The sequence below is a fragment of the Pseudomonas sp. AC136 genome (assembly GCF_979258585.1).
On record NZ_OZ409865.1, the window covers coordinates 3807927 to 3827613 of the forward strand.

15 protein-coding genes are annotated in these 19687 nt (G+C 61.0%); 9 read left to right on the forward strand and 6 right to left on the reverse strand.

Annotated elements, in window-relative coordinates; translation table 11 throughout:
- Positions 1-107: 107 nt before the first annotated feature.
- From ntrC to glnA, 5 genes are all read right to left on the reverse strand, one after another.
- A complete protein-coding gene (ntrC, locus tag ACZZZU_RS16995) occupies positions 108-1541 on the reverse strand; it encodes a nitrogen regulation protein NR(I) (RefSeq protein ID WP_122493530.1) in 1434 nt (477 codons plus the stop codon).
- Entirely contained in the window at positions 1538-2623 is a 1086-nt protein-coding gene (gene glnL / locus ACZZZU_RS17000) for a nitrogen regulation protein NR(II) (RefSeq protein WP_122493529.1), read from the reverse strand. The genes ntrC and glnL overlap by 4 nt, the downstream gene beginning before the upstream one ends.
- A 191-nt stretch (positions 2624-2814) precedes the next feature.
- The gene (locus tag ACZZZU_RS17005) at positions 2815-3435 is read right to left on the reverse strand and encodes a DUF4124 domain-containing protein (protein ID WP_463551256.1); all 621 of its coding nucleotides are present in this window, start codon (positions 3433-3435) and stop codon (positions 2815-2817) included.
- Between the two features lie 3 nt (positions 3436-3438).
- The gene (locus ACZZZU_RS17010) at positions 3439-3996 is read right to left on the reverse strand and encodes a DUF4124 domain-containing protein (protein ID WP_463551257.1); all 558 of its coding nucleotides are present in this window, start codon (positions 3994-3996) and stop codon (positions 3439-3441) included.
- 171 nt (positions 3997-4167) lie between these two features.
- Positions 4168-5574, reverse strand: coding sequence for a glutamate--ammonia ligase (gene glnA, locus ACZZZU_RS17015; RefSeq protein ID WP_122493526.1), 1407 nt, complete (start codon positions 5572-5574; stop codon positions 4168-4170).
- Between the two features lie 331 nt (positions 5575-5905).
- On the opposite strand from glnA, the gene thiI reads away from it, so the two are divergent.
- The gene (thiI, locus tag ACZZZU_RS17020) at positions 5906-7360 is read left to right on the forward strand and encodes a tRNA uracil 4-sulfurtransferase ThiI (protein WP_463551258.1); all 1455 of its coding nucleotides are present in this window, start codon (positions 5906-5908) and stop codon (positions 7358-7360) included.
- A 129-nt stretch (positions 7361-7489) separates the two neighbouring features.
- On the forward strand, positions 7490-9310 hold the full coding sequence (gene typA / locus ACZZZU_RS17025; protein WP_122453865.1) for a translational GTPase TypA: 1821 nt from the start codon (positions 7490-7492) through the stop codon (positions 9308-9310).
- Between the two features lie 184 nt (positions 9311-9494).
- Here typA and ACZZZU_RS17030 read toward each other — a convergent pair whose 3' ends face one another.
- Positions 9495-9902, reverse strand: a complete 408-nt coding sequence (locus ACZZZU_RS17030) for a YkgJ family cysteine cluster protein (RefSeq protein WP_122493524.1) — start codon at positions 9900-9902, stop codon at positions 9495-9497.
- A gap of 285 nt (positions 9903-10187) precedes the next feature.
- Here ACZZZU_RS17030 and ACZZZU_RS17035 point away from each other — a divergent pair, with 285 nt between their 5' ends.
- The 7 genes from ACZZZU_RS17035 (at position 10188) to ACZZZU_RS17065 (ending at position 19687) form a co-directional block, all read left to right on the forward strand.
- On the forward strand, positions 10188-13850 hold the full coding sequence (locus ACZZZU_RS17035; RefSeq protein WP_463551259.1) for a DUF2339 domain-containing protein: 3663 nt from the start codon (positions 10188-10190) through the stop codon (positions 13848-13850).
- Positions 13847-15235 (forward strand): DUF3999 domain-containing protein, encoded by a 1389-nt coding sequence (locus ACZZZU_RS17040; protein WP_463551260.1) that lies wholly within the window; start codon positions 13847-13849, stop codon positions 15233-15235. The genes ACZZZU_RS17035 and ACZZZU_RS17040 overlap by 4 nt, the downstream gene beginning before the upstream one ends.
- A 183-nt stretch (positions 15236-15418) precedes the next feature.
- Positions 15419-17074, forward strand: a complete 1656-nt coding sequence (locus ACZZZU_RS17045; RefSeq protein ID WP_463551261.1) for a histidine kinase N-terminal 7TM domain-containing diguanylate cyclase — start codon at positions 15419-15421, stop codon at positions 17072-17074.
- Between the two features lie 113 nt (positions 17075-17187).
- Complete coding sequence (locus tag ACZZZU_RS17050; protein WP_122453869.1) at positions 17188-18198, forward strand: class 1 fructose-bisphosphatase; 1011 nt, start codon at positions 17188-17190, stop codon at positions 18196-18198.
- Between the two features lie 3 nt (positions 18199-18201).
- Positions 18202-18804 carry a DUF924 family protein gene (locus ACZZZU_RS17055; RefSeq protein WP_463551262.1) on the forward strand — a complete coding sequence of 201 codons (603 nt, stop codon included), beginning with the start codon at positions 18202-18204 and terminating at the stop codon, positions 18802-18804.
- Positions 18805-18863: 59 nt separating this feature from the next.
- Positions 18864-19118, forward strand: a complete 255-nt coding sequence (bamE, locus tag ACZZZU_RS17060) for an outer membrane protein assembly factor BamE domain-containing protein (protein ID WP_463551263.1) — start codon at positions 18864-18866, stop codon at positions 19116-19118.
- 11 nt (positions 19119-19129) lie between these two features.
- Entirely contained in the window at positions 19130-19687 is a 558-nt protein-coding gene (locus ACZZZU_RS17065; protein WP_122493519.1) for a lipocalin family protein, read from the forward strand.

A 19687-nucleotide genomic window follows, 5' to 3' on the forward strand; every position in this document is an offset into this window, starting at 1 on the left:
GTACTTAACACTATGCAGGGCGTGTGCCAGTTTTGTTGCAACGTCGGTTTTGGGCAAAAAAAAGCGAGCTCAGGGCTCGCTTTTCTGTGTGCGTTTGACCGGAAGGTCTAGCCCTCGTCTTCCTCGTCGTCGCCGCCGTCGATCTTCATACCCAGCTCTTTTATCTTACGGGTCAAGGTGTTACGGCCCCAGCCCAGCAAAACGGCGGCGTCGCGGCGGCGTCCGGCGGTGTGTTTCAGCGCAGTCTCAATCATGATTCGTTCGAACGTCGGCACAGCCGTATCAAGCAAGCTGGACTGCCCGCGCGCGAGCGCCTGATCGGCCCATTGGCGCAAAGCCTGCTCCCAATTGGTCGCCGGAGCACTGTCTTGGGGCTGCGTGAGCAATTCCGGGGGCAGGTCGTCGATGTGAACCTCGCGGCCCGACGCCATCACCGTAATCCAGCGGCAGGTGTTTTCCAGTTGGCGCACGTTGCCTGGCCACGGCAGGTTCTTCAGGTAGTCCTCAGTTTCGGTTTTAAGCAGCTTCGGCTCGACTGCCAACTCCTGCGCCGCCCGGGCGAGGAAGTGGCGCGCCAGGGTCGGAATGTCTTCACGACGATCCGACATGCGAGGAATGTGAATGCGGATGACGTTCAGGCGGTGGAACAAGTCTTCGCGAAACTTGCCAGCTTGCACCAGGTTTTCCAGATTCTGATGCGTGGCGGCGATGATGCGCACGTCCACCTTCACCGGCGTATGTCCGCCCACGCGGTAGAACTCGCCGTCGGCCAGCACGCGCAATAGGCGGGTTTGCGTATCGGCCGGCATATCGCCGATTTCATCCAGAAACAGCGTGCCGCCATCGGCCTGTTCGAAGCGGCCGCGACGCTGGTTCGCGGCGCCGGTAAACGCGCCTTTCTCATGGCCGAAGAGTTCGGATTCCATCAGGTCTTTCGGAATGGCCGCCATATTCAGTGCGATGAACGGCGAGGCCGCACGTGGACTGTGGCGGTGCAGCGCGTGCGCCACCAATTCCTTGCCAGTGCCGGACTCACCATTAATAAGCACGGTGATGTTCGAGTGGCTCAGACGGCCGATGGCGCGAAACACTTCTTGCATCGCCGGCGCTTCACCGATGATTTCCGGCGTGCGGGTTTGTTCTACGGGAACGTGCAGGCCTTGCTGTTCCTGAGCGTGCTGGAACGCGCGCTTGACCAGCGAAACCGCCTCGTCCACGTCAAATGGCTTGGGCAGGTATTCGAAGGCGCCGCCCTGATAAGAAGCGACCGCGCTTTCAAGGTCGGAGTGGGCCGTCATGATGATCACGGGCAGGCGCGGATACAGCTCGCGTATGCGGGCGAGCAAATCCAGGCCGCTGGCGCCGGGCATACGAATGTCCGAAATGATCACGTCCGGCTGTTGGCGAGTGAGGCGGGTGAGCACACCGTCAGCGCTGTCAAAGCTGGTGGTGGTCATGCCTTCTTGCTGCAGGGCTTTTTCCAGTACCCAACGGATGGAACGGTCGTCGTCGACAATCCAGACGGTTTCGCTGCGGCTCATGACGAAGTAGCTCCTTGTTCCAGCGGCAGAAAGATCGAAAACACGGTATGGCCAGGGTGGCTCTCGCATTCGATCAGTCCCTGATGCTGACTGATGATGTTCTGGGTAATAGCCAAGCCCAGTCCGGTACCGTCCGGACGACCACTGACCATGGGATAGAAGATGGTTTCTTGAAGTTCAGCGGGAATGCCGGGGCCGTTGTCGATGATTTCGACTTTGGCCACCAGGCGATGTCGGGTGTGGGCGATGGTGAACTGCCGCAAGGTGCGTGTGCGCAACAGGATGCGGCCTTGGCGGAACTCGTTCTGGCCGCCGATGGCCTGCATGGCGTTGCGCACGATATTGAGCACCGCCTGAATCATCTGCTCGCGGTCGATCAACACGTCGGGAATGCTCGGGTCGTAATCGCGCACCAAGGTGATGCCGCCTTGGCTTTCCGCCTCGACCAGGCTGCTGACACGCTCCAGCACTTCATGCACGTTGGTCAACGCCAGCGACGGCAACTTGTTCGAGCCGAGCATGCGGTCGACCAGGTTACGCAGGCGGTCGGCCTCTTCGATGATGACGTTGGTGTAGTCCTTGAGGTTCTCGTCCGGCAGTTCACGCGCCAGCAGTTGCGCGGCGCCGCGAATTCCGCCCAACGGATTCTTTATTTCGTGGGCCAGGCCGCGCACCAGCATCTTGGTGGTTTCCTGCTTGGACAGCTGGGCCTCTTCCTTGGTGATGCGCAGCAACCGATCACGCGGATGCACTTCGAGTAATAACAGGGTCTCGCCCCGGTTAAGGATCGGCGTTACCGCGTAGTCCACCGTCAGCGTTTGGCCGGTGAGCGCGATCAGCACAGCTTCGCGCTTATTGAAGGGATGGGCCTCTTCGACGGCTTGGCGTAATGAGGCCAGCGCTTCGGGCGACTCGGTGAACAATTCGCTAATGAATTGCCCGTGGCTGCGTTGACCGCTAACGGCAAGCAGCATCTCCGCTGCGGGGTTCATGTACTCCAGGCGCAATTGCGCGTTGAGCAACAAAGTCGCAGTGGTCAGGTTGTCCAGCAGCAGGCGGTGCAGCGCGTCGTTGATGGTCATCTATGGGATCCCGAGAATGGGACTGAAAATGCAAAAAGCAAACCAAAGCCCCGAAAAGACGCGCGATACGCGCCTGAATGGGGAAATTGGCTTGTTTTGCTGCACCAGCCGCTGTCGTGTGCGAACCAAAACAGGGAGAGCATAGAATTTGGTGCGCTGCAAAGCACCATATTGGTGCTTTGCTTCAGGCGTTAGAAAAACGGCAGGATGGAGATGTCGTCGTCTTCTTCGGGCTTATCGCCAATCGGGCATTCCGGGCGCACGCCGTAATCGTCTTTCTTGCACGGGTTTGCCCGGCGCTTGCTGTCGAGCGACGTGCGCACAATGTGCACGGGCTGGCTGGGCGTGCGCTCGATGATGCGCCCCTGGCTATCGATGATTTCGGCCGCCAACTGATGGGTGCCGCGGTCCAGATTGGTCAGCGGAAACACCGGGCTGCGGCTGGGCGCGCCGATGATGTTGCCGTCGAGCAGCAGGCGATAGGTGTGGTCGTCCATCAAGCCCGGGTCGCTGGTGAGCGTGACGATCAAATCGCCGGACGACCCTTCGCGGATAGTCGCATCCGGCTCCGGTACCAGAATGCGCAACAGCTGGTACGCCGGCAATTCGGCGACAGGCGCCACCGGCGTGACTGTACGCACGCTGGGTGGGTTGGTCTGGTTCATGCCGTTAGTGGGCGCGATGTCCAGCTTCTTGGCATTGGCGCGCGGCTGGTCGGTAAATACCCGGTTACCTTCGCTGTCGATGTAGGTGTACACATCGGCCATGGCTGGCAGGCCCAGCAACAGCAGGCAGAACAGAGCGAATCGCATGGTTTAGTTAGCTGGCCTTGGGGTCGGTTTGGGCGGTGCCACGCGCGCAGGATTGTTGGTGCTGGTGCGCTGCACGGTAAAGGAAATAGTGGGGCTCTGCTGAATCAGGCGGTCGCCGCTAAACACTTGGGCGCCCAAGGTGTGATCGCCGCGCTCAATATTGTTCAGCGGGAATTGCAGGCTGTTGGTGAGGCCGCCGTAGGGTTGGCCGTCGAGCACCAACTGAATGCTGTCGCCAATGCGCAGTGCCGGTTCCAGACGAACGCCCACGGTGAAGTTGCCGTTGTTGCTGCGCAGCGCATCTTCGGTCGGCACGTTAGTGATTTCCACCACGCTGTACACCTGTTCCTCGGGCGCGCCGCTCTGGCTACTGTTGGGCATGGTCGGCGGCGGTGGCGATTGCACCGTGTTGACAGGCGGCAGCGAAACTTCCTGCGCGTTGGTGCCTTGCGGTGGCTGGTTGGTGAACACGGTATTGCCGTTGGCGTCGGTGTATTTGTAAATCTCGGCACTGGCTGGCAGGGCGAGGGCGGCGAGCAGGCAGGTCACGATCAGGCGCATGGCGGGGGTCTCGTGGAATGTGTGCTAAGCCTTGCACTGCAACGCCGCGCTGGCAAGTTCGTACCGTTATGGCTGGGGTGTTAATCACACCAAAATAAAAAAGGCCTCCCGAGGGAGGCCTTTTCAATCACGCCGCTAAGCAAGCGACATGTCTGGCTTGGACGCTACTACTTAAACGCTGTAGTAGAGGTCGTATTCCAGAGGGTGCACGAAGGTGCGCACTTTGATTTCTTCTTCGCTCTTCAGCTCGATGTAGGCATCGATGAAGTCGTCGCTGAACACGCCGCCTTTGGTCAAGAACGCACGGCCCTTGTCCAACTCTTCCAGGGCTTCTTTCAGGCTGCCGCACACTTGTGGGATCAGCTTGCCTTCTTCTGGTGGCAGGTCGTACAGGTTTTTGTCAGCAGCATCGCCAGGGTGGATCTTGTTCTGGATGCCGTCCAGGCCAGCCATCAACAGGGCGGCGAATGCCAGGTACGGGTTAGCAGCCGGGTCCGGGAAGCGTGCTTCGATACGGCGGGCTTTCGGGCTCGACACGTAAGGAATACGGATGGAGGCGGAACGGTTGCGAGCCGAGTAGGCCAGCATTACCGGAGCTTCGAAACCTGGGACCAGACGCTTGTACGAGTTGGTCGACGGGTTGGTGAAGCCGTTCAGAGCCTTACCGTGCTTGATGATGCCGCCGATGAAGTACAGAGCGGTGTCGGACAGGCCGGCATAGCCTTCGCCGGAGAAGGTGTTCTTGCCATCTTTGGAGATGGACATGTGTACGTGCATACCCGAGCCGTTGTCGCCGTACAGAGGCTTAGGCATGAAGGTCGCGGTTTTGCCGTAGGCATCGGCCACGTTGTGTACGCAGTACTTCAGGGTTTGAACTTCGTCAGCCTTGGCAACCAGGGTGTTGAACTTCACGCCGATTTCGTTCTGGCCGGCAGTCGCCACTTCGTGGTGGTGAACTTCGATGACCAGGCCCATTTCTTCCATGGCATTACACATGGCAGTACGGATTTCGTGGTCGTGGTCGACTGGAGGAACCGGGAAGTAGCCGCCTTTGACGCCTGGGCGGTGGCCTTTGTTGCCGGTTTCGAAATCGCTGTCGGTGTTCCAGGACGCTTGTTCAGAGATGATTTTGAACATCGAGCCGGAAATGTCGGACTTGAATTTAACTTCGTCGAATACGAAGAACTCAGGCTCCGGGCCTACGAATACGGTGTCGCCAATGCCGGTCGACTTGAGGTATTCCTCAGCGCGAGCAGCGATGGAGCGCGGGTCACGGTCGTAGCCTTGCATGGTCGACGGTTCGATGATGTTGCAGACCAGAATCAGGGTCGGCTCTTCGGTGAACGGGTCGAGAACGGCAGTGCTGTCTACTGGCAGCAGGATCATGTCGGAGGCTTCGATGCCTTTCCAGCCATGGATCGAGGAACCGTCGAACATTTTGCCGACTTCGAAGAATTCGTCGTCAAGGGCGTCACGGGCCGGCATGGTCACGTGGTGCTGCTTGCCTTTGGTATCGGTGAAGCGCAGGTCAACCCACTTCACGTCGTGATCTTTGATTAGTTGAAGCGCCTTCGACATGGTGTCCTCCAGATGGTGGGGCGTTGTGATTTTTTAGCCCCAAATAAAACGGTGAAGCCGGGCGGCATAGTCCGCCAGGGCAACCTGCCTCACAAGGGAGCAAATTGCATGCCAGTGCCCCGAAGTGGGTTTGTTGCTCGAAAGTCAGGCGCTGCGGGGGCTGCGCGTGAAAAGAACGAGGCGCAACGCACCAAAATGATTCTCTCAGTAAATGCAGTGATGCATTTTGGTGCGCGCCGGATCTTTCTACGCATTGCCTGGTTAAACCTTGAGCAATTTCCGCTATAATCCGCGCCCCTTAATTTAGGCCAGGCTCGCGCGCGCTGTTTTCATGAAACTTATCGTCAAAGTCTTCCCCGAGATCACCATAAAAAGCCGGCCGGTGCGTACGCGCTTCATCCGCCAGCTCACGAAGAATATTCGTGCGGTGATGCGTGACCTGGATCCGAATCTGGTGGTGGACGGCGTGTGGGACAACATTGACGTCGAGACCAGTCTCACCGAGCCCAGAGTTCTGGCCGAGCTGAAACAGCGCCTCGGGCGCATCTCCGGCATCGGTCAGTTCCTGGAAGTGAACGAATACCCGCTGGGCGATTTCGACGACATGGTCGAAAAATGCAAAGCCCACTTCGGCGATCAGCTAGCCGGCAAAGTATTCGCCGTGCGCTGCAAGCGCGCCGGCAAGCACAGCTTCAGTTCGATGGACGTCGAGCGTTATGTCGGCAGCCAATTGCGTCGTCAGTGCGGCGCTGCCGGTATCTCGCTGAAAGATCCCGAGCTGTTGGTGCGTATGGAAATCCGCAATCAGCTTCTCTATATCATCCACAGCCAGCACGAAGGCCTGGGCGGCTACCCGCTTGGCGCCATCGAGCAGACGCTGGTGCTGATGTCCGGCGGCTTCGACTCCACCGTGGCCGCGTATCAAATGATTCGTCGCGGCATGATCAGCCACTTCTGTTTCTTCAACCTTGGCGGCCGTGCCCACGAGCTGGGCGTGATGGAAGTGGCCCACTATCTGTGGAGCCAATACGCCAGTTCGCACCGCGTGTTGTTTATCAGCGTGCCGTTTGAAGAAGTGCTCGGCGAAATTCTCGGCAAGGTCGACAACGCCCACATGGGCGTCGTGCTCAAGCGCATGATGCTGCGGGCCGCCAGCCGAATTGCGGATGGTCTGGATATCGACGCACTGGTTACCGGCGAGGCCATTTCCCAGGTTTCCAGCCAGACGCTGCCGAACCTCTCGGTCATCGACCGTGCCACCGACAAGTTGGTGATTCGCCCGCTGATTGCCAGCCACAAGCAAGACATCATCAACATGGCCGAGGCCATCGGCACCGCCGATTTCGCCAAGCACATGCCTGAATACTGCGGCGTGATTTCGGTAAACCCGACCACCCGCGCAAAACCTGACCGCGTCGTTTACGAAGAAGCCCAGATCGACATGACCGTATTCGAGCGTGCCCTGGAGCGCGCTCGTTCGGTAACGATTGATCGGGTGATCGACGAGTTGGGGCAAGACATCCAGGTCGAGGAATTGAGTGAAGCCTTGCCTGGGCAGATCGTGCTGGACATCCGTCACCCGGACGCCCAGGAAGATTTGCCGCTGGAGTTGGACGGCATCGAAGTAAGAGCGTTGCCGTTCTTCGCGCTCAACAGTCGCTACAAGGAACTGGACCCTACCCGTCAGTACCTGCTGTATTGCGACAAAGGCGTGATGAGCCGCCTGCATGCCCACCACTTGCTCAGCGAGGGGCATGCCAATGTGCGCGTTTATCGTCCGGCATAAAACGCCGGGTCTGAATGGCGGCAGTATCCGCCACCGCCCCCCCGACCGACGGGGCAGTTGAGCCACTCATTCTTCATACTGGCCGCCTAGACTTAGCGGCGAACCGAATCCTCTGATCGAGATGCAAAAGTGATCGAAAATCTACGCAACATCGCCATCATCGCCCACGTTGACCATGGTAAGACCACCCTGGTTGATAAACTCCTGCGTCAATCCGGCACCCTGGAGCGCAACGAGCTCAACGACGAGCGCGTGATGGACTCCAACGACCAGGAAAAAGAGCGCGGCATTACCATTCTTGCCAAGAACACCGCGATCAACTGGAACGGCTACCACATCAACATCGTCGACACCCCCGGCCACGCCGACTTCGGCGGCGAAGTTGAGCGCGTTATGTCGATGGTTGACTCGGTTCTGCTGCTGGTCGACGCCCAAGACGGCCCGATGCCACAAACCCGCTTCGTAACCAAGAAAGCCTTCGAAGCCGGCTTGCGTCCTATCGTTGTGATCAACAAAGTTGACCGTCCAGGCGCGCGTCCGGATTGGGTTCTGGACCAGATCTTCGACCTGTTCGACAACCTCGGTGCTACCGAAGAACAGTTGGACTTCAAAGTGGTTTACGCCTCCGCCCTGAACGGTATTGCTGGTCTCGACCACACCGACATGGCTGAAGACATGACCCCCCTGTACCAGTCCATCGTCGACAACGTTCCGGCTCCGGCCGTTGACCGCGACGGTCCGTTCCAGATGCAAATCTCGGCACTGGACTACAACAGCTTCCTCGGCATTATCGGCGTTGGCCGTATCGCCCGTGGTCGCGTCAAGCCGAACACCCCGGTTGTGGCCATCGACGCTGACGGCAAGCGCCGCAACGGTCGTATCCTCAAGCTGATGGGTCACCACGGCCTGCACCGCGTAGACGTAGAAGAAGCCGCCGCTGGCGACATCGTCTGCATCAGCGGTATGGACCAGCTGTTCATCTCCGACACTCTGTGCGACGTGAACAACGTTGAAGCCATGAAGCCGTTGACCGTTGACGAGCCGACCGTTTCGATGACCTTCCAGGTAAACGACTCGCCGTTCTGCGGTAAAGAAGGCAAGTTCGTGACCAGCCGCAACATCAAAGAGCGTCTGGACAAAGAGCTGCTGTACAACGTGGCACTGCGCGTTGAAGAAGGCGACTCGGCTGATCGTTTCAAAGTATCGGGCCGTGGCGAGCTGCACTTGTCCGTACTGATCGAAACCATGCGTCGCGAAGGTTTTGAAATGGGCGTAGGCCGTCCGGAAGTAATCATCCGTGTGGTTGATGGCGTGAAGAACGAACCGTTCGAAAACGTCACCATCGACATCCCTGAAGAATCGCAGGGCAAGGTCATGGAAGAGATGGGTCTGCGTAAAGGCGACCTGACCAACATGTCCCCGGATGGCAAAGGCCGTGTACGTCTGGAATACAACATTCCAGCCCGTGGTCTGATCGGTTTCCGTAACCAGTTCCTGACCCTCACCAACGGTGCCGGCATCCTGACCTCGATCTTCGACCGTTACGACGTGATGAAGTCGGGCCACATGTCTGGCCGTCAGAACGGCGTACTGGTTTCGGTTGAAACCGGCAAGGCACTGACCTACTCCCTGGAAACCCTGCAAGCGCGCGGCAAGCTGTTCGTTGAGCACGGTCAGGATATCTACAACGGTCAGATCGTTGGTCTGAACAGCCGTGACAACGACCTGGGCGTGAACCCAACCAAAGGCAAGAAGCTCGACAACATGCGTGCTTCGGGCAAGGACGAAACCATCGCCCTGGTTCCGCCGGTTCGTTTCACCCTGGAACAGGCTCTGGAATTCATCCAGGACGACGAGCTGTGCGAAGTGACGCCAAAATCCATCCGTCTTCGTAAGAAGATCCTGGACGAAGGCGAGCGCACCCGCGCTGCTAAAAAGGCTGCCAAGTAAGGTTTAGCTTCGGCTAAATAAAAACGCCCCCGGTCGCGAGACCGGGGGCGTTTTTTTTTAGCAGCGTTTCTTCTCAAAGGCCGTAGGAGCGAGCTTGCTCGCGAACCCTGCAAACGAAATTACAGAGCGGCGTTTGCGCCGTTCGCGACCAAGGTCGCTCCTACAAAAACAAAACGGTGGTTGATCAAACCTTTGCAGCCGCCTTCGGCTTATACGCGCAATACCCCGGCCGAGGCCCAATCTTGGGGTGGTTGCGGCAGGTATCCGGGCGCTGTTCGTAAATGGTGCACAACCGGCTTTTGCGGTCCAGGTACAGGCAATCGTTGTTGCCCATGCGCGTCAGCGTGTAGATGCCGTACTTCTGGTTGAAACGTTCCACCACACCTTCTTTCATGAGGCGTTTGGCGATCTGCTTGGCCGGTTCGCTGCGTTCGAACTCTTGCACCAGGCCGATGCGCAGCAGGTCGTTGAATTTCACTTCCACCGGCATGGTGCAGCAGCTCGATACGCAGCTGCTGCACATGGTGCGTTCGTATTTGATCCAGGTGTCGGTGCGATCGAGCTCAGCGCCAACTACCAATAACTTTGTCATGACGTGCATACCTGTGGAAAACGCTGCGCCCGGCCAGTGGGGCAGGGGCGCGAAGCGGTGGGGGCGGCATCATAGCGATATTGGTGAAATTGTGAACAACCATCCGCCGAATCACGCGCAAAGCGTGCGCTGGTAGTAGCGGTGCGGTGGGGTAGGGCGGATATACTGCCGCCGTTGCGGGCCAAGGCCTGCGCGTGCTGGACAGGGATGCCCGGTGGCGGGATGTGACGCCGCCACAACAGTGGCTGTCTCTGGCTGGCACCTCGCCTCACTAGGAAGCGCTGCATGCAATGGATTTTCATGCTGGTCGGTCTGCTCATCGGCGTTTCGCTGGATGAGTCGATTACGGATGGGTTGCTCGGCGCCTCGCTGGGTTTTGCCGCTGGCCTCTGGCTTCAGCTGCGCAACCTTCAACTGCGCCATGACGAGCTGCAGACCAAACTGAGCGGTTTCGCCGAGCGCTTTGAGCGCGGCACCCTCGCCGTCACCACGCGCCTAACGCATCTTGAAGAGCGCCTCGCCACCGGCGGCAGCGCTCCTATCGCCGAGCCGCCACTCGCGCCGGCCACCGCAGCCGAAGCGCCCCTTTCCAGCGGCGCGGTCGACGATCTGGATTTCACCTTCGAATTCGACCCGCAGCCCGAGCCGGTTGCCGTTCCCACCAGCGAGCCCGGCTTGGTGTTTGAGCTTCCGCCCGAGTTGCTGGCCACACCGCCGAAGTCGGTGACCGGCGTTGTCGACCAAATGCCCGTCAGCGACTGGGCCCGCGAGCCCGTGGCGCCTGCCGCACCGCCTCGCCAACCGCCGACTCCCCGTGAACCCAACCTGTTCGAGCGCGGTTTCAGCGCCGCGAAGAACTGGCTGTTCGGGGGTAATACCGTACTGCGCATTGGCGTGGTGCTGCTGTTTCTCGGTCTGGCCTTTTTGCTGCGTTACGCCACCGAAGGCATGGTCGTGCCGGTGCAGGTGCGTTATGCCGGTGTGGCCGCCAGTGCGGTGGCGTTGCTGGCGCTGGGTTGGTGGCTGCGGCTACGCAACCCCAATTACGCCTTGATGCTGCAGGGCACCGGCATCGCCGTGCTGTACCTGACGGTGTTCGCGGCCTTCCGCCTGCATCCGCTGCTCGACCCGAAAATGGCCCTGAGCCTGTTGGTGATCGTGACCATCTGCTCGGCCATTCTTGCTGTCACGCAGAACGCCATGGCGCTGGCCGCTGTCGCCGCCCTAGGCGGTTTCGCGGCGCCGATTCTGACCTCCACCGGCAGCGGCAATCACGTCGCGCTGTTTTCGTACTTCATCCTGCTCAACAGCGGCATCTTCGCCATCGCCTGGTTCAAGGCGTGGCGCATGCTCAACCTGATCGGTTTTGTCGGCACCTTTGGCATCGGCTTCGCCTGGGGCATGCGCTCCTATACGCCGGAGCTGCTGTGGAGCACCGAGCCGTTCCTGATTGTGTTCTTCCTGATGTACGTCGCCATCGGCCTGCTGTTTGCGCGCCGCAAGCTGCGCGAGCACAGCGTCGGGCCGGTGGACGATAGCCGCGACGCGCTGCTGCTCTGGTCCCGCCGTCAGGGCGACTATGTCGACGGCACCATGCTGTTCGGCCCGCCGCTGGTGGGCTTTGGCTTGCAGTTCGCGCTGGTGCACCACATTGAATTCGCCGCCGCGTTCAGCGCCTTGGCCATGGGCCTGCTGTATATGCTCATCGCCCGCATTCTGGTCGGTCGCGCACCGGGCCGTGCCTTGCTGCTGGTGGAAACCTGCATGGCGCTGGGCGTGATCTTCGGTTCGCTGGCCATTCCGTTGGGGCTGGACGCCAGCTGGACCTCCGCCGCCTGGGCCGTCGAGGGTGCCGGCATTTACTGGCTGGGCCTGCGTCAGCAACGGCCATTGGCTCGTGCCTTTGCCCTGCTGTTGCAACTGGGCGCGGCGCTGGCGTTTCTGGTGGACCTGCACATCGGCGTTACCTCGCTGCTCTACGGCTCATGGCTCGGGGCGTTGATGCTCGGCCTGGCGTTGTTGTTCAGCCATTACCAATTGCGCAAAGCCCCGGATGATCACACCACCGAGCTGGAGCGCCGGTTTCTGCCGATGCTGGCAGTGCTGGGCCTGACGTTCCTTTATCTGTTGGCGCCGCTGAACCTGCGTGCCGAAGCCACGGCTATCGTCTGGGCGTTGGCGGGCTTGGCGACTTTGTTTGTCGGCTTGCGCATCCGCGCCCGCAGCTTCCTGTTTTCCTCGTTCGCCGTGCAGTTGGTGGGTGGTGCCTTGTTCCTGCTGCAACTGCGCGGCGCGACCGGCGACGACAGCGGCGTGTTCAGTGCTGGCTGGCGCGGCTTGCTGGTGGCCTCGTTGATTGGCCTGGCGCTGGTCGGCGGCATGTTGGTGGCGGCGCGCGATAAAGAAGTGCGCAACGACGCCGGCCTGATGCGCGGGCTGTCGCTGGTGCTGCTGGTGGGCCTGGTGTTTATCAATCTGGCCGTGCTGTTTGTGCTGCCTTGGCAAACCGCCAGCGCGGTGTGGGCGGGCAGCGGCTTGCTGATCGTGTGGCTGAGCCTGCATTTGCAACAGCGCGCCAGTTTTGTCTTTGGATTGCTGCTGCAGGCAGTGGGCGGCGTGGCGTTTCTGGCGGCCAGTCCGCTGTTGCTGGGACCGCTGAGCAGCGAAGGCCTGCGCCCGCTGGCCCATGCCGGCTTCTGGACGCCCGCAACCCTGGCGCTGGCCGCCATGGTCGGCGCGTGGCGCCTGATGCGCGCCGCCCGCAACGATGCCGATGTAATGGGCTCGCTGAGTTTGGAACGGCTGTCGCAACTTCTGCTGGTATGGGGCGCCGGTTGGTGGGTGCTGGCGACTGTCAGCGAAGTGCTGCGTTTTGCCGAGCCGGCGTTGCAGGCGCCGCTGTTGCTGATGGTGGCGGCGGTGAGCGTGGCGCTCTGGAGTTGGCTGGCTGGGCGGGAGAAATGGCAGGCATTGGCGTTGCTGTGTCCGATGCTGGTGCCGGCTGCCGGCGTGGTGCTGTTGTACATCTGGCACGAGGCCTATCACCCGGCGGCCAACTTCGGTTGGCTGGCGTGGGGCTTGGTATTTGCCGTGCACCTGTGGTCGTTGCGCCGCCTGGCCGGCTTGTTGCCCGCGAACGCATTGAGCGCTGCGCATGTGCTCGGCTGCTGGCTGATTCTCGGCGTGCTGGCGCTGGAGCTGCGTTATTTGCTGTACGTGCTGTCCGACCATTACAACGCCTGGCGCTGGTTGGGTTGGGCGGTGCTGCCGAGCATTTACCTGCTGGCCATGGCCTCGCCGCGTAATTGGCCGTGGCCGGTGCGCGCTTACCCGCGCGAGTACCGTCACTTGGCCGCGCTGCCGTTGGCGGTGCTGATGCTCGGCTGGTTCTGGCTGGCCAATATCGCCAGCGATGGCAATGCCGACCCGCTGCCCTACGTGCCACTGATCAACCCGCTGGAGCTGGGCCTGTTGTTCGCCTTGTTCGGTGTATGTCGCTGGCTGCATACCGCCTTGCCGCACCTGCCTAGCGGCGAGCGCCTGGGCTGGCTGCCCCAGGTGGTGGCGGGCGCCTCGTTGTTTGCCTTGTTCACCGCTTTGGTGTTCCGCGCGGCGCACCACTGGGGCGGCGTGCCGTATCAGTTGGATTTGCTGCTGGAATCGATGTTGGTGCAGGCGGGCTTGTCGATTGTGTGGACGCTGATCGCCCTGGCGCTGATGATTTTCGGCCACCTGCGCAGCCGTCGCGAAGTGTGGTTGGTGGGCGCCGCGTTGATTGCCGTGGTGGTCGCCAAGCTGTTCTTTGTCGAGCTGGGCAACCGTGGCGGTCTGGAGCGCATCGTGTCGTTTATTGGTGTCGGCGTGCTGTTGCTGGTGGTCGGCTATTTCGCGCCACTGCCACCTCGGCATGCGGCCACTGAAACTGAAGAAGAGCAGGTCAGTTCATGAGTGCGTTGTTTTCTTTGGCGGCCATGCGCCGTGTGTTGGTGGGCGGTGCGATGGCACTGGCCTGCGCTGGCGCGTTGGCCGAACAAGCGGGCGACTATGCCACGCAGGTTCCCTTGACGCTGAGCGGCGAAGGGCCGTGGTACCGGCTCGAAGTACCCATGGCTCTGCGCCTGGCCGCACGCTTCGGCGACCTGCGTGACGTGCGCGTATTCAACGCCGAAGGCCAGGCGCAGGCCTATGCCTTGACCGCTGGCAGTGCCGAACGCAGCGAAACCAACACCGCCACTGCGGTGAAATGGTTCCCGCTGTACGCCGCCGCCGACGCCCCGGCCGGCGCGCCGAGCGTGCGGGTACAGCGCACCACCACGGGCACCATTGTTGAAGTTGGCCCGGAGGCGGCGACTGCCACCGACAAACCCAATCAGGTGCTGCGCGGCTGGTTGCTCGACGCCAGCGCCATCGACGCGCCGCTGAACAAACTGAGCCTGGACTGGACCTCCGAGCAGGACGGGTTCCAGCGTTTCTCCATCGAAGCCAGCGACGACCTGCAAACCTGGACCCCGTGGGAAGACGGCCAGATCGCCCGCCTGGCCTTCGCCGATGAGCGCATCGAACAGCGCGACACCACCTTGCCGGGCCAGCGCGCCCGCTACTTGCGCTTGCTCTGGCTGGCGCCGCAAAAAGCACCGGTGTTGGTCAGCGTCGAGCTGAGCAGCACCACCCACAACAGCGTGGCGGCGCCGGTGTCGTGGTCCGACGGTTTGCCAACCAAGCAGGTGAAAGACGGCGAATACACCCTCGACTTGCCCGTGCCGTTGCCCCTTGAGCTGCTGCGCGTGGAGCTGACGCAAGCCAACACGCTGGCCCCGGTTACTGTCAGCACCCGGCGTGACAGCAAAGACAATTGGCAGTCGCTTACGCGCGGCCTGCTGTATCGCCTGCCGGAAAATGGCAAAGACGTGATCCATGATGAGCTGCAGCTACCCGGCCAGTGGGTGCAACACCTGCGCTTGCAGGTCGACCCGCGCGGCGGCGGGCTGGGCCAGGCCGCGCCGACCGTGCGCATCGGCTTGCGCTCAACGCAGTTGGTGTTCCTCGCCCGGGGCAGCGCGCCGTATGTGCTGGCGCTGGGTGACGCGAGTGGTACGGCCAACAACTTGCCGCTGAGCACGCTGATTCCCGGCTACGACGATAAACGCCTGGCCTCGCTCGGCATCGCCAAGGCCGGCACACCGGTGGCGGCACCCCCCGCCACGCAGGCGGCGAGCCCCGCCGCGAACGTTGACTGGCAGCGTTACGGGCTTTGGGCTGTGTTGCTCGTGGGTGTGGCGCTGCTGGTAGGCATGGCGCTGAGCTTGTTAAAGGCGCAGAAGCCTCAGGAGTAGGGTGGGCTCCGCTCAACCCTACCTGGCCCACCTACGTTTTTCCGCTTAGATGGCGTATCGTTGCGCGTTCGCTTCGATACTGGCATTGAGCCTTCTGGCTGGGCCGGTGCACCTTTCTACCATTTACCCGCAGATGGCTCCCCGGTTCCGGGCGATGGGCCGTTTGGCTGTAGGTGTAGGGTCATGAGCCTTTGCAGTAATTCAGGTTGGGCGTTGAGCATGCCGGTGGTGTTTACCCTAGTGGTATGCCTGGGCGTGGTCATGCTTGCCCATTGGGTTACCCGCCAACGCAGCTTTCCCGGTCGGGATAGTTTCTTTCTCTTGCATATGGCCAGCCTCTGGTGGCTGCTCGCCGCCAGCCTGGAGTTGGCTGCGCAGGGCGGTGAATGCAAGCAGTTCTGGGCCAGCATGGCGTGGCCGGGCATCGTCGGCCTGCCGACGTTTTGGGCGGTGTTTCTCTGGCAATACGTCAACAGCGAGCGGCAGCCGCTGCCGCTGAGTCAGGTCGCGGTGTTCGCCGTGGTTCCCTTGGTGGTTTGGGCCTTGGCGCTGAGCAACCCGTGGCATGGCTTGTTCTATACGCCGGACACCGGCCCCGCCTCCGAACTGCCCGGCGCGCCGATTCTTTACCGGCACGGCCCGTTGTTCTACGCCACGGCAATCTACGAGTACGCCTTTGTGCTGTTCTGCCTGGCCGTGCTGATCAAAGCGGCTGTGCTCAGCACCGGTGTGCATCGCCGTCATTACCTGGCGTTCGGGCTGGTCACGCTGCTGCCGTGGGGCGCCAACCTCTCCTATGTTTTTTGGGACGTTCAGCTGTTTGGCTTCGACCCGACGCCGTTCTGTTTCGCCTTCACCTTGCTGGCGTTTTCCTGGCTGATTGTCGGCGTGCGGCTGTTTGATCTGCTGCCCGTGGCGCGGCATTTGTTGCTTGAGGAATTGCTCGATCCGGTGCTGGTGGTCGACACCCAACAGCGCGTGCTCGAAGCCAACCCGGCGGCGTGCCGCCTAGCCGGCCAAAGCGATACCTGGCAAGGCGTGCCCCTGGCCGAGTGGCCGGTTTATGGCGCCGCGCTGGAAGCCGTGCTGAGCCAACCGCTGAGCGCCAATGGTGACCGGCTGCTGACGCTGGACAATCCTGCTCGCTATTTCGAAGTGTCATGCCGCGCCATCGAGCGTGCCACGCGCAGCAGTTCCTCGGTGCTGGGGCAAATGCTCTACCTGCGCGACGTCACCCAGCGGCACATCAGCGAGCGCAAGTTGGCCGAAGCGCTGGCCGTGAGCGAAGACCGCTTGCGCACCATTTCCAGCCTGCACGAACGCTTGCAGGAACAGGCCCTGCGCGATCCGCTGACCGGCCTGTATAACCGCCGCTACCTCGAAGAATTCTTCGACCGTGAACTGGCCCGCGCCCAGCGCGAGCAGAGACCGTTGGCGCTGGCGCTGATCGACCTCGACCATTTCAAAGCACTCAACGACGCCCATGGCCACTTGGTCGGCGATGACGTGCTGGTGCTGGTTTCGCAGTTGCTCACCGATGCCTTGCGCAGTACCGACGCGGTATTTCGTATCGGTGGTGAGGAGTTCCTGCTGATTCTGCCCGGCGTCGCGCCAGAAGAAGCTCGCCAGCGCGTTGAGGCCATTTGTATGCAGTTGGCGACCACCCAAGTGGCCACGCGCAATGGTCCGCAAGCCGTCACGCTGTCCGCCGGGTTGGCGTTCTGGCCAGCCCAGGGCGAGTTCCTGGATGACCTGCTGCAAATCGCTGACAAAGCGCTCTACCAAGCCAAACGTAGCGGTCGTAACAGAGTTTGTGGCATGGATAGTGCGTCGCTCTAGGCAATGTCCTAGGCAACTACTGAACTCTCCTGACAGCCCCTGGGTCTGACAGGAGGAATTGCTGACAGACTCGCGCTAAACTGCGCGGGATTTCAAACCCTCTGGAGCCTTCCATGTCCCGCGTTACCCTCAGCCGCTACTTGATCGAGCAGACCCGAAGTAACAACACTCCCGCCGATCTGCGCTTCCTGATCGAAGTGGTCGCGCGTGCCTGCAAAGAGATCAGCCACGCGGTATCCAAAGGCGCCCTGGGTGGCGTACTGGGCAGCATGGGCACCGAAAACGTGCAGGGTGAAGTGCAGAAGAAACTCGACGTCATCTCCAACGAGATTCTGCTCGAAGCCAACGAATGGGGCGGTCACCTGGCCGGCATGGCGTCCGAAGAAATGGACAACGCCTACCAGATCCCCGGCAAATACCCGAAAGGCGCCTACCTGTTGGTGTTCGATCCGTTGGATGGCTCCTCCAACATCGACGTCAACGTCTCGGTTGGCACCATCTTCTCGGTACTGCGTTGCCCGGACCAATACCTGAGCCAGAACGACAGCCTCGACGAGCAGGCTTTCCTGCAACCCGGCACCAAGCAAGTGTGCGCCGGCTACGCCATTTACGGCCCGCAAACCATGCTGGTGCTGACCCTGGGCAACGGCGTAAAAGGCTTCACCCTCGACCGCGAGCTGGGCAGCTTCGTGCTCACCCACGACGACATTCGCATTCCGGAAACCACCGCTGAATTCGCCATCAACATGTCCAATTCCCGCCACTGGGAAGCGCCAGTCAGCCGCTACGTGGGCGAGCTGTTGGCCGGTGAAGAAGGCCCGCTGGGCAAGAACTACAACATGCGCTGGGTCGCGGCGATGGTTGCCGATGTACACCGCATCCTCACGCGCGGCGGTCTGTTCATGTACCCGCGTGATTCGCGCGAGCCGAGCAAGCCCGGCAAGCTGCGCCTGATGTACGAAGCCAACCCAATGTCCTTTATCGTCGAGCAAGCCGGTGGCGTTTCCACTAATGGTCTGGAACGTATCCTCGACATTCAGCCGACTTCCCTGCACCAGCGCGTAGCCGTTTACCTGGGCTCGAAAGAAGAAGTCGAGCGCGTCACTGCTTACCATCAGGGTTAAGCCGTGAGCGCCCCTTGGCAGCCGTTGCTGGACTGGTGGTTTGGTTCCGGTGAAACGGCGGCCGAGGTTGCCGAGTTGCAGAATCGCCTGTGGTTCGGCAAGCACGCTGCCCAAGACGAATACGCCCGTGAACAGTTTTCGCCGCTGGTGCGCCAAGCACTGGCGGGGGAATTGGAAGGCTGGACGGAAACCGCCGAGGGCTGGCTTGCACTCATTCTGCTGCTCGACCAGTTGCCCCGCATGATTCACCGCGACAGCCCGTTCGCCTATTCCGGTGATGCGCGCGCTCAGCAGTTAGTGGCCCGTGGTTTGGCCGCTGGTTGGGATCAAGCACTGGCGCCCGTGGAGCAACTCTTCGTGTTCCTGGTGCTCGAACACACCGAAAACCTCGCCGCCCAAGACTTGTCTGTCGAGTGCTTCGCCGCCTTGCTCGAGCAAGTGGACGCGGATGAGCGTGCGTACTTCGAGAACACCCTTGATCACGCCCGCCGGCATCAACAGGTGATCGCTCGGTTCGGGCGTTTTCCCCATCGAAATCAGGCACTTGGTCGTGACAGTGCGGCCGAGGAAATTTCCTATCTCAAGGAACCGGGTTCCGGCTTCTGACGTCCAAGCAGGCAGTTGCTTGTCGCCTGCCCCTACTTTTCCTGCCTTGGAGTTCTTCCATGACCCTGCGTCGTTTCTTGCTCTTGTCAGCCTGTGTGCTGATCACCGCGTGCAGCAAGATCAACCAAGACAACTACTCAAAAATTCAGGTCGGCATGAGCAAAGGCGAGGTCGAAAGCCTGCTCGGTTCGCCGGCCGACTGCTCTGGCGCCCTGGGCCTTACCAGCTGCACCTGGGGCGATGAAAAACGCTACATCAGCATTCAATACGCCGGCGAAAAAGTGGTGGTGTTCGCAGGCCATGGTCTGAAATAAGGAGCTCGCTTATGCGTTTGCGTCTGACATTACTGGCCGCGCTGCTGCTCAGCGGCTGCGCCAACTCCGGCACCGGCCCGGTGCCGCCGAAAACCGTGGAAAAGGTAGACCTCGAACGCTACCAAGGCACCTGGTATGAAGCGGCGCGTTTGCCGATGTTCTTCCAGCGTGACTGCGCCCAATCCGAAGCCCACTACACCCTGCAAGCCGACGGCAAAGTCGGCGTGCTCAACCGCTGCCGCACGCTGGAAGGCGAATGGCAGGAAGCCAAAGGCGAGGCGGTGCCGCAGGTTGAAGGCAAAACCGACAAGCTCTGGGTGACGTTCGATAACTGGGTAAGTGATGTGCTGCCCGGCGTGACCAAGGGTCAGTACTGGGTGCTTTACCTGGACGACGACTACGAAACCGCCATGGTCGGCAGCCCGGACCACGAATACCTGTGGCTGCTGTCGCGCACACCGGAGCTGAAACCCGGCATGCGCGACAAGCTGCTCGAAGTCGCCAAAGGCCAAGGCTATGAAACCGGCAAACTGATCTGGCGCACGCCGGATGGGTCGATCAAGAAGTAG

Bases quoted from the DNA above. Each gene is read 5' to 3' on its own strand.
- ntrC (WP_122493530.1), bottom strand. From the start codon at position 1,541: ATGAGCCGCAGCGAAACCGTCTGGATTGTCGACGACGACCGTTCCATC.
- glnL (WP_122493529.1), bottom strand. From the start codon at position 2,623: ATGACCATCAACGACGCGCTGCACCGCCTGCTGCTGGACAACCTGACC.
- ACZZZU_RS17005 (WP_463551256.1), bottom strand. From the start codon at position 3,435: ATGCGATTCGCTCTGTTCTGCCTGCTGTTGCTGGGCCTGCCAGCCATG.
- ACZZZU_RS17010 (WP_463551257.1), bottom strand. From the start codon at position 3,996: ATGCGCCTGATCGTGACCTGCCTGCTCGCCGCCCTCGCCCTGCCAGCC.
- glnA (WP_122493526.1), bottom strand. From the start codon at position 5,574: ATGTCGAAGGCGCTTCAACTAATCAAAGATCACGACGTGAAGTGGGTT.
- thiI (WP_463551258.1), top strand. From the start codon at position 5,906: ATGAAACTTATCGTCAAAGTCTTCCCCGAGATCACCATAAAAAGCCGG.
- ACZZZU_RS17030 (WP_122493524.1), bottom strand. From the start codon at position 9,902: ATGACAAAGTTATTGGTAGTTGGCGCTGAGCTCGATCGCACCGACACC.
- ACZZZU_RS17035 (WP_463551259.1), top strand. From the start codon at position 10,188: ATGCAATGGATTTTCATGCTGGTCGGTCTGCTCATCGGCGTTTCGCTG.
- ACZZZU_RS17040 (WP_463551260.1), top strand. From the start codon at position 13,847: ATGAGTGCGTTGTTTTCTTTGGCGGCCATGCGCCGTGTGTTGGTGGGC.
- ACZZZU_RS17045 (WP_463551261.1), top strand. From the start codon at position 15,419: ATGAGCCTTTGCAGTAATTCAGGTTGGGCGTTGAGCATGCCGGTGGTG.
- ACZZZU_RS17050 (WP_122453869.1), top strand. From the start codon at position 17,188: ATGTCCCGCGTTACCCTCAGCCGCTACTTGATCGAGCAGACCCGAAGT.
- bamE (WP_463551263.1), top strand. From the start codon at position 18,864: ATGACCCTGCGTCGTTTCTTGCTCTTGTCAGCCTGTGTGCTGATCACC.
- ACZZZU_RS17065 (WP_122493519.1), top strand. From the start codon at position 19,130: ATGCGTTTGCGTCTGACATTACTGGCCGCGCTGCTGCTCAGCGGCTGC.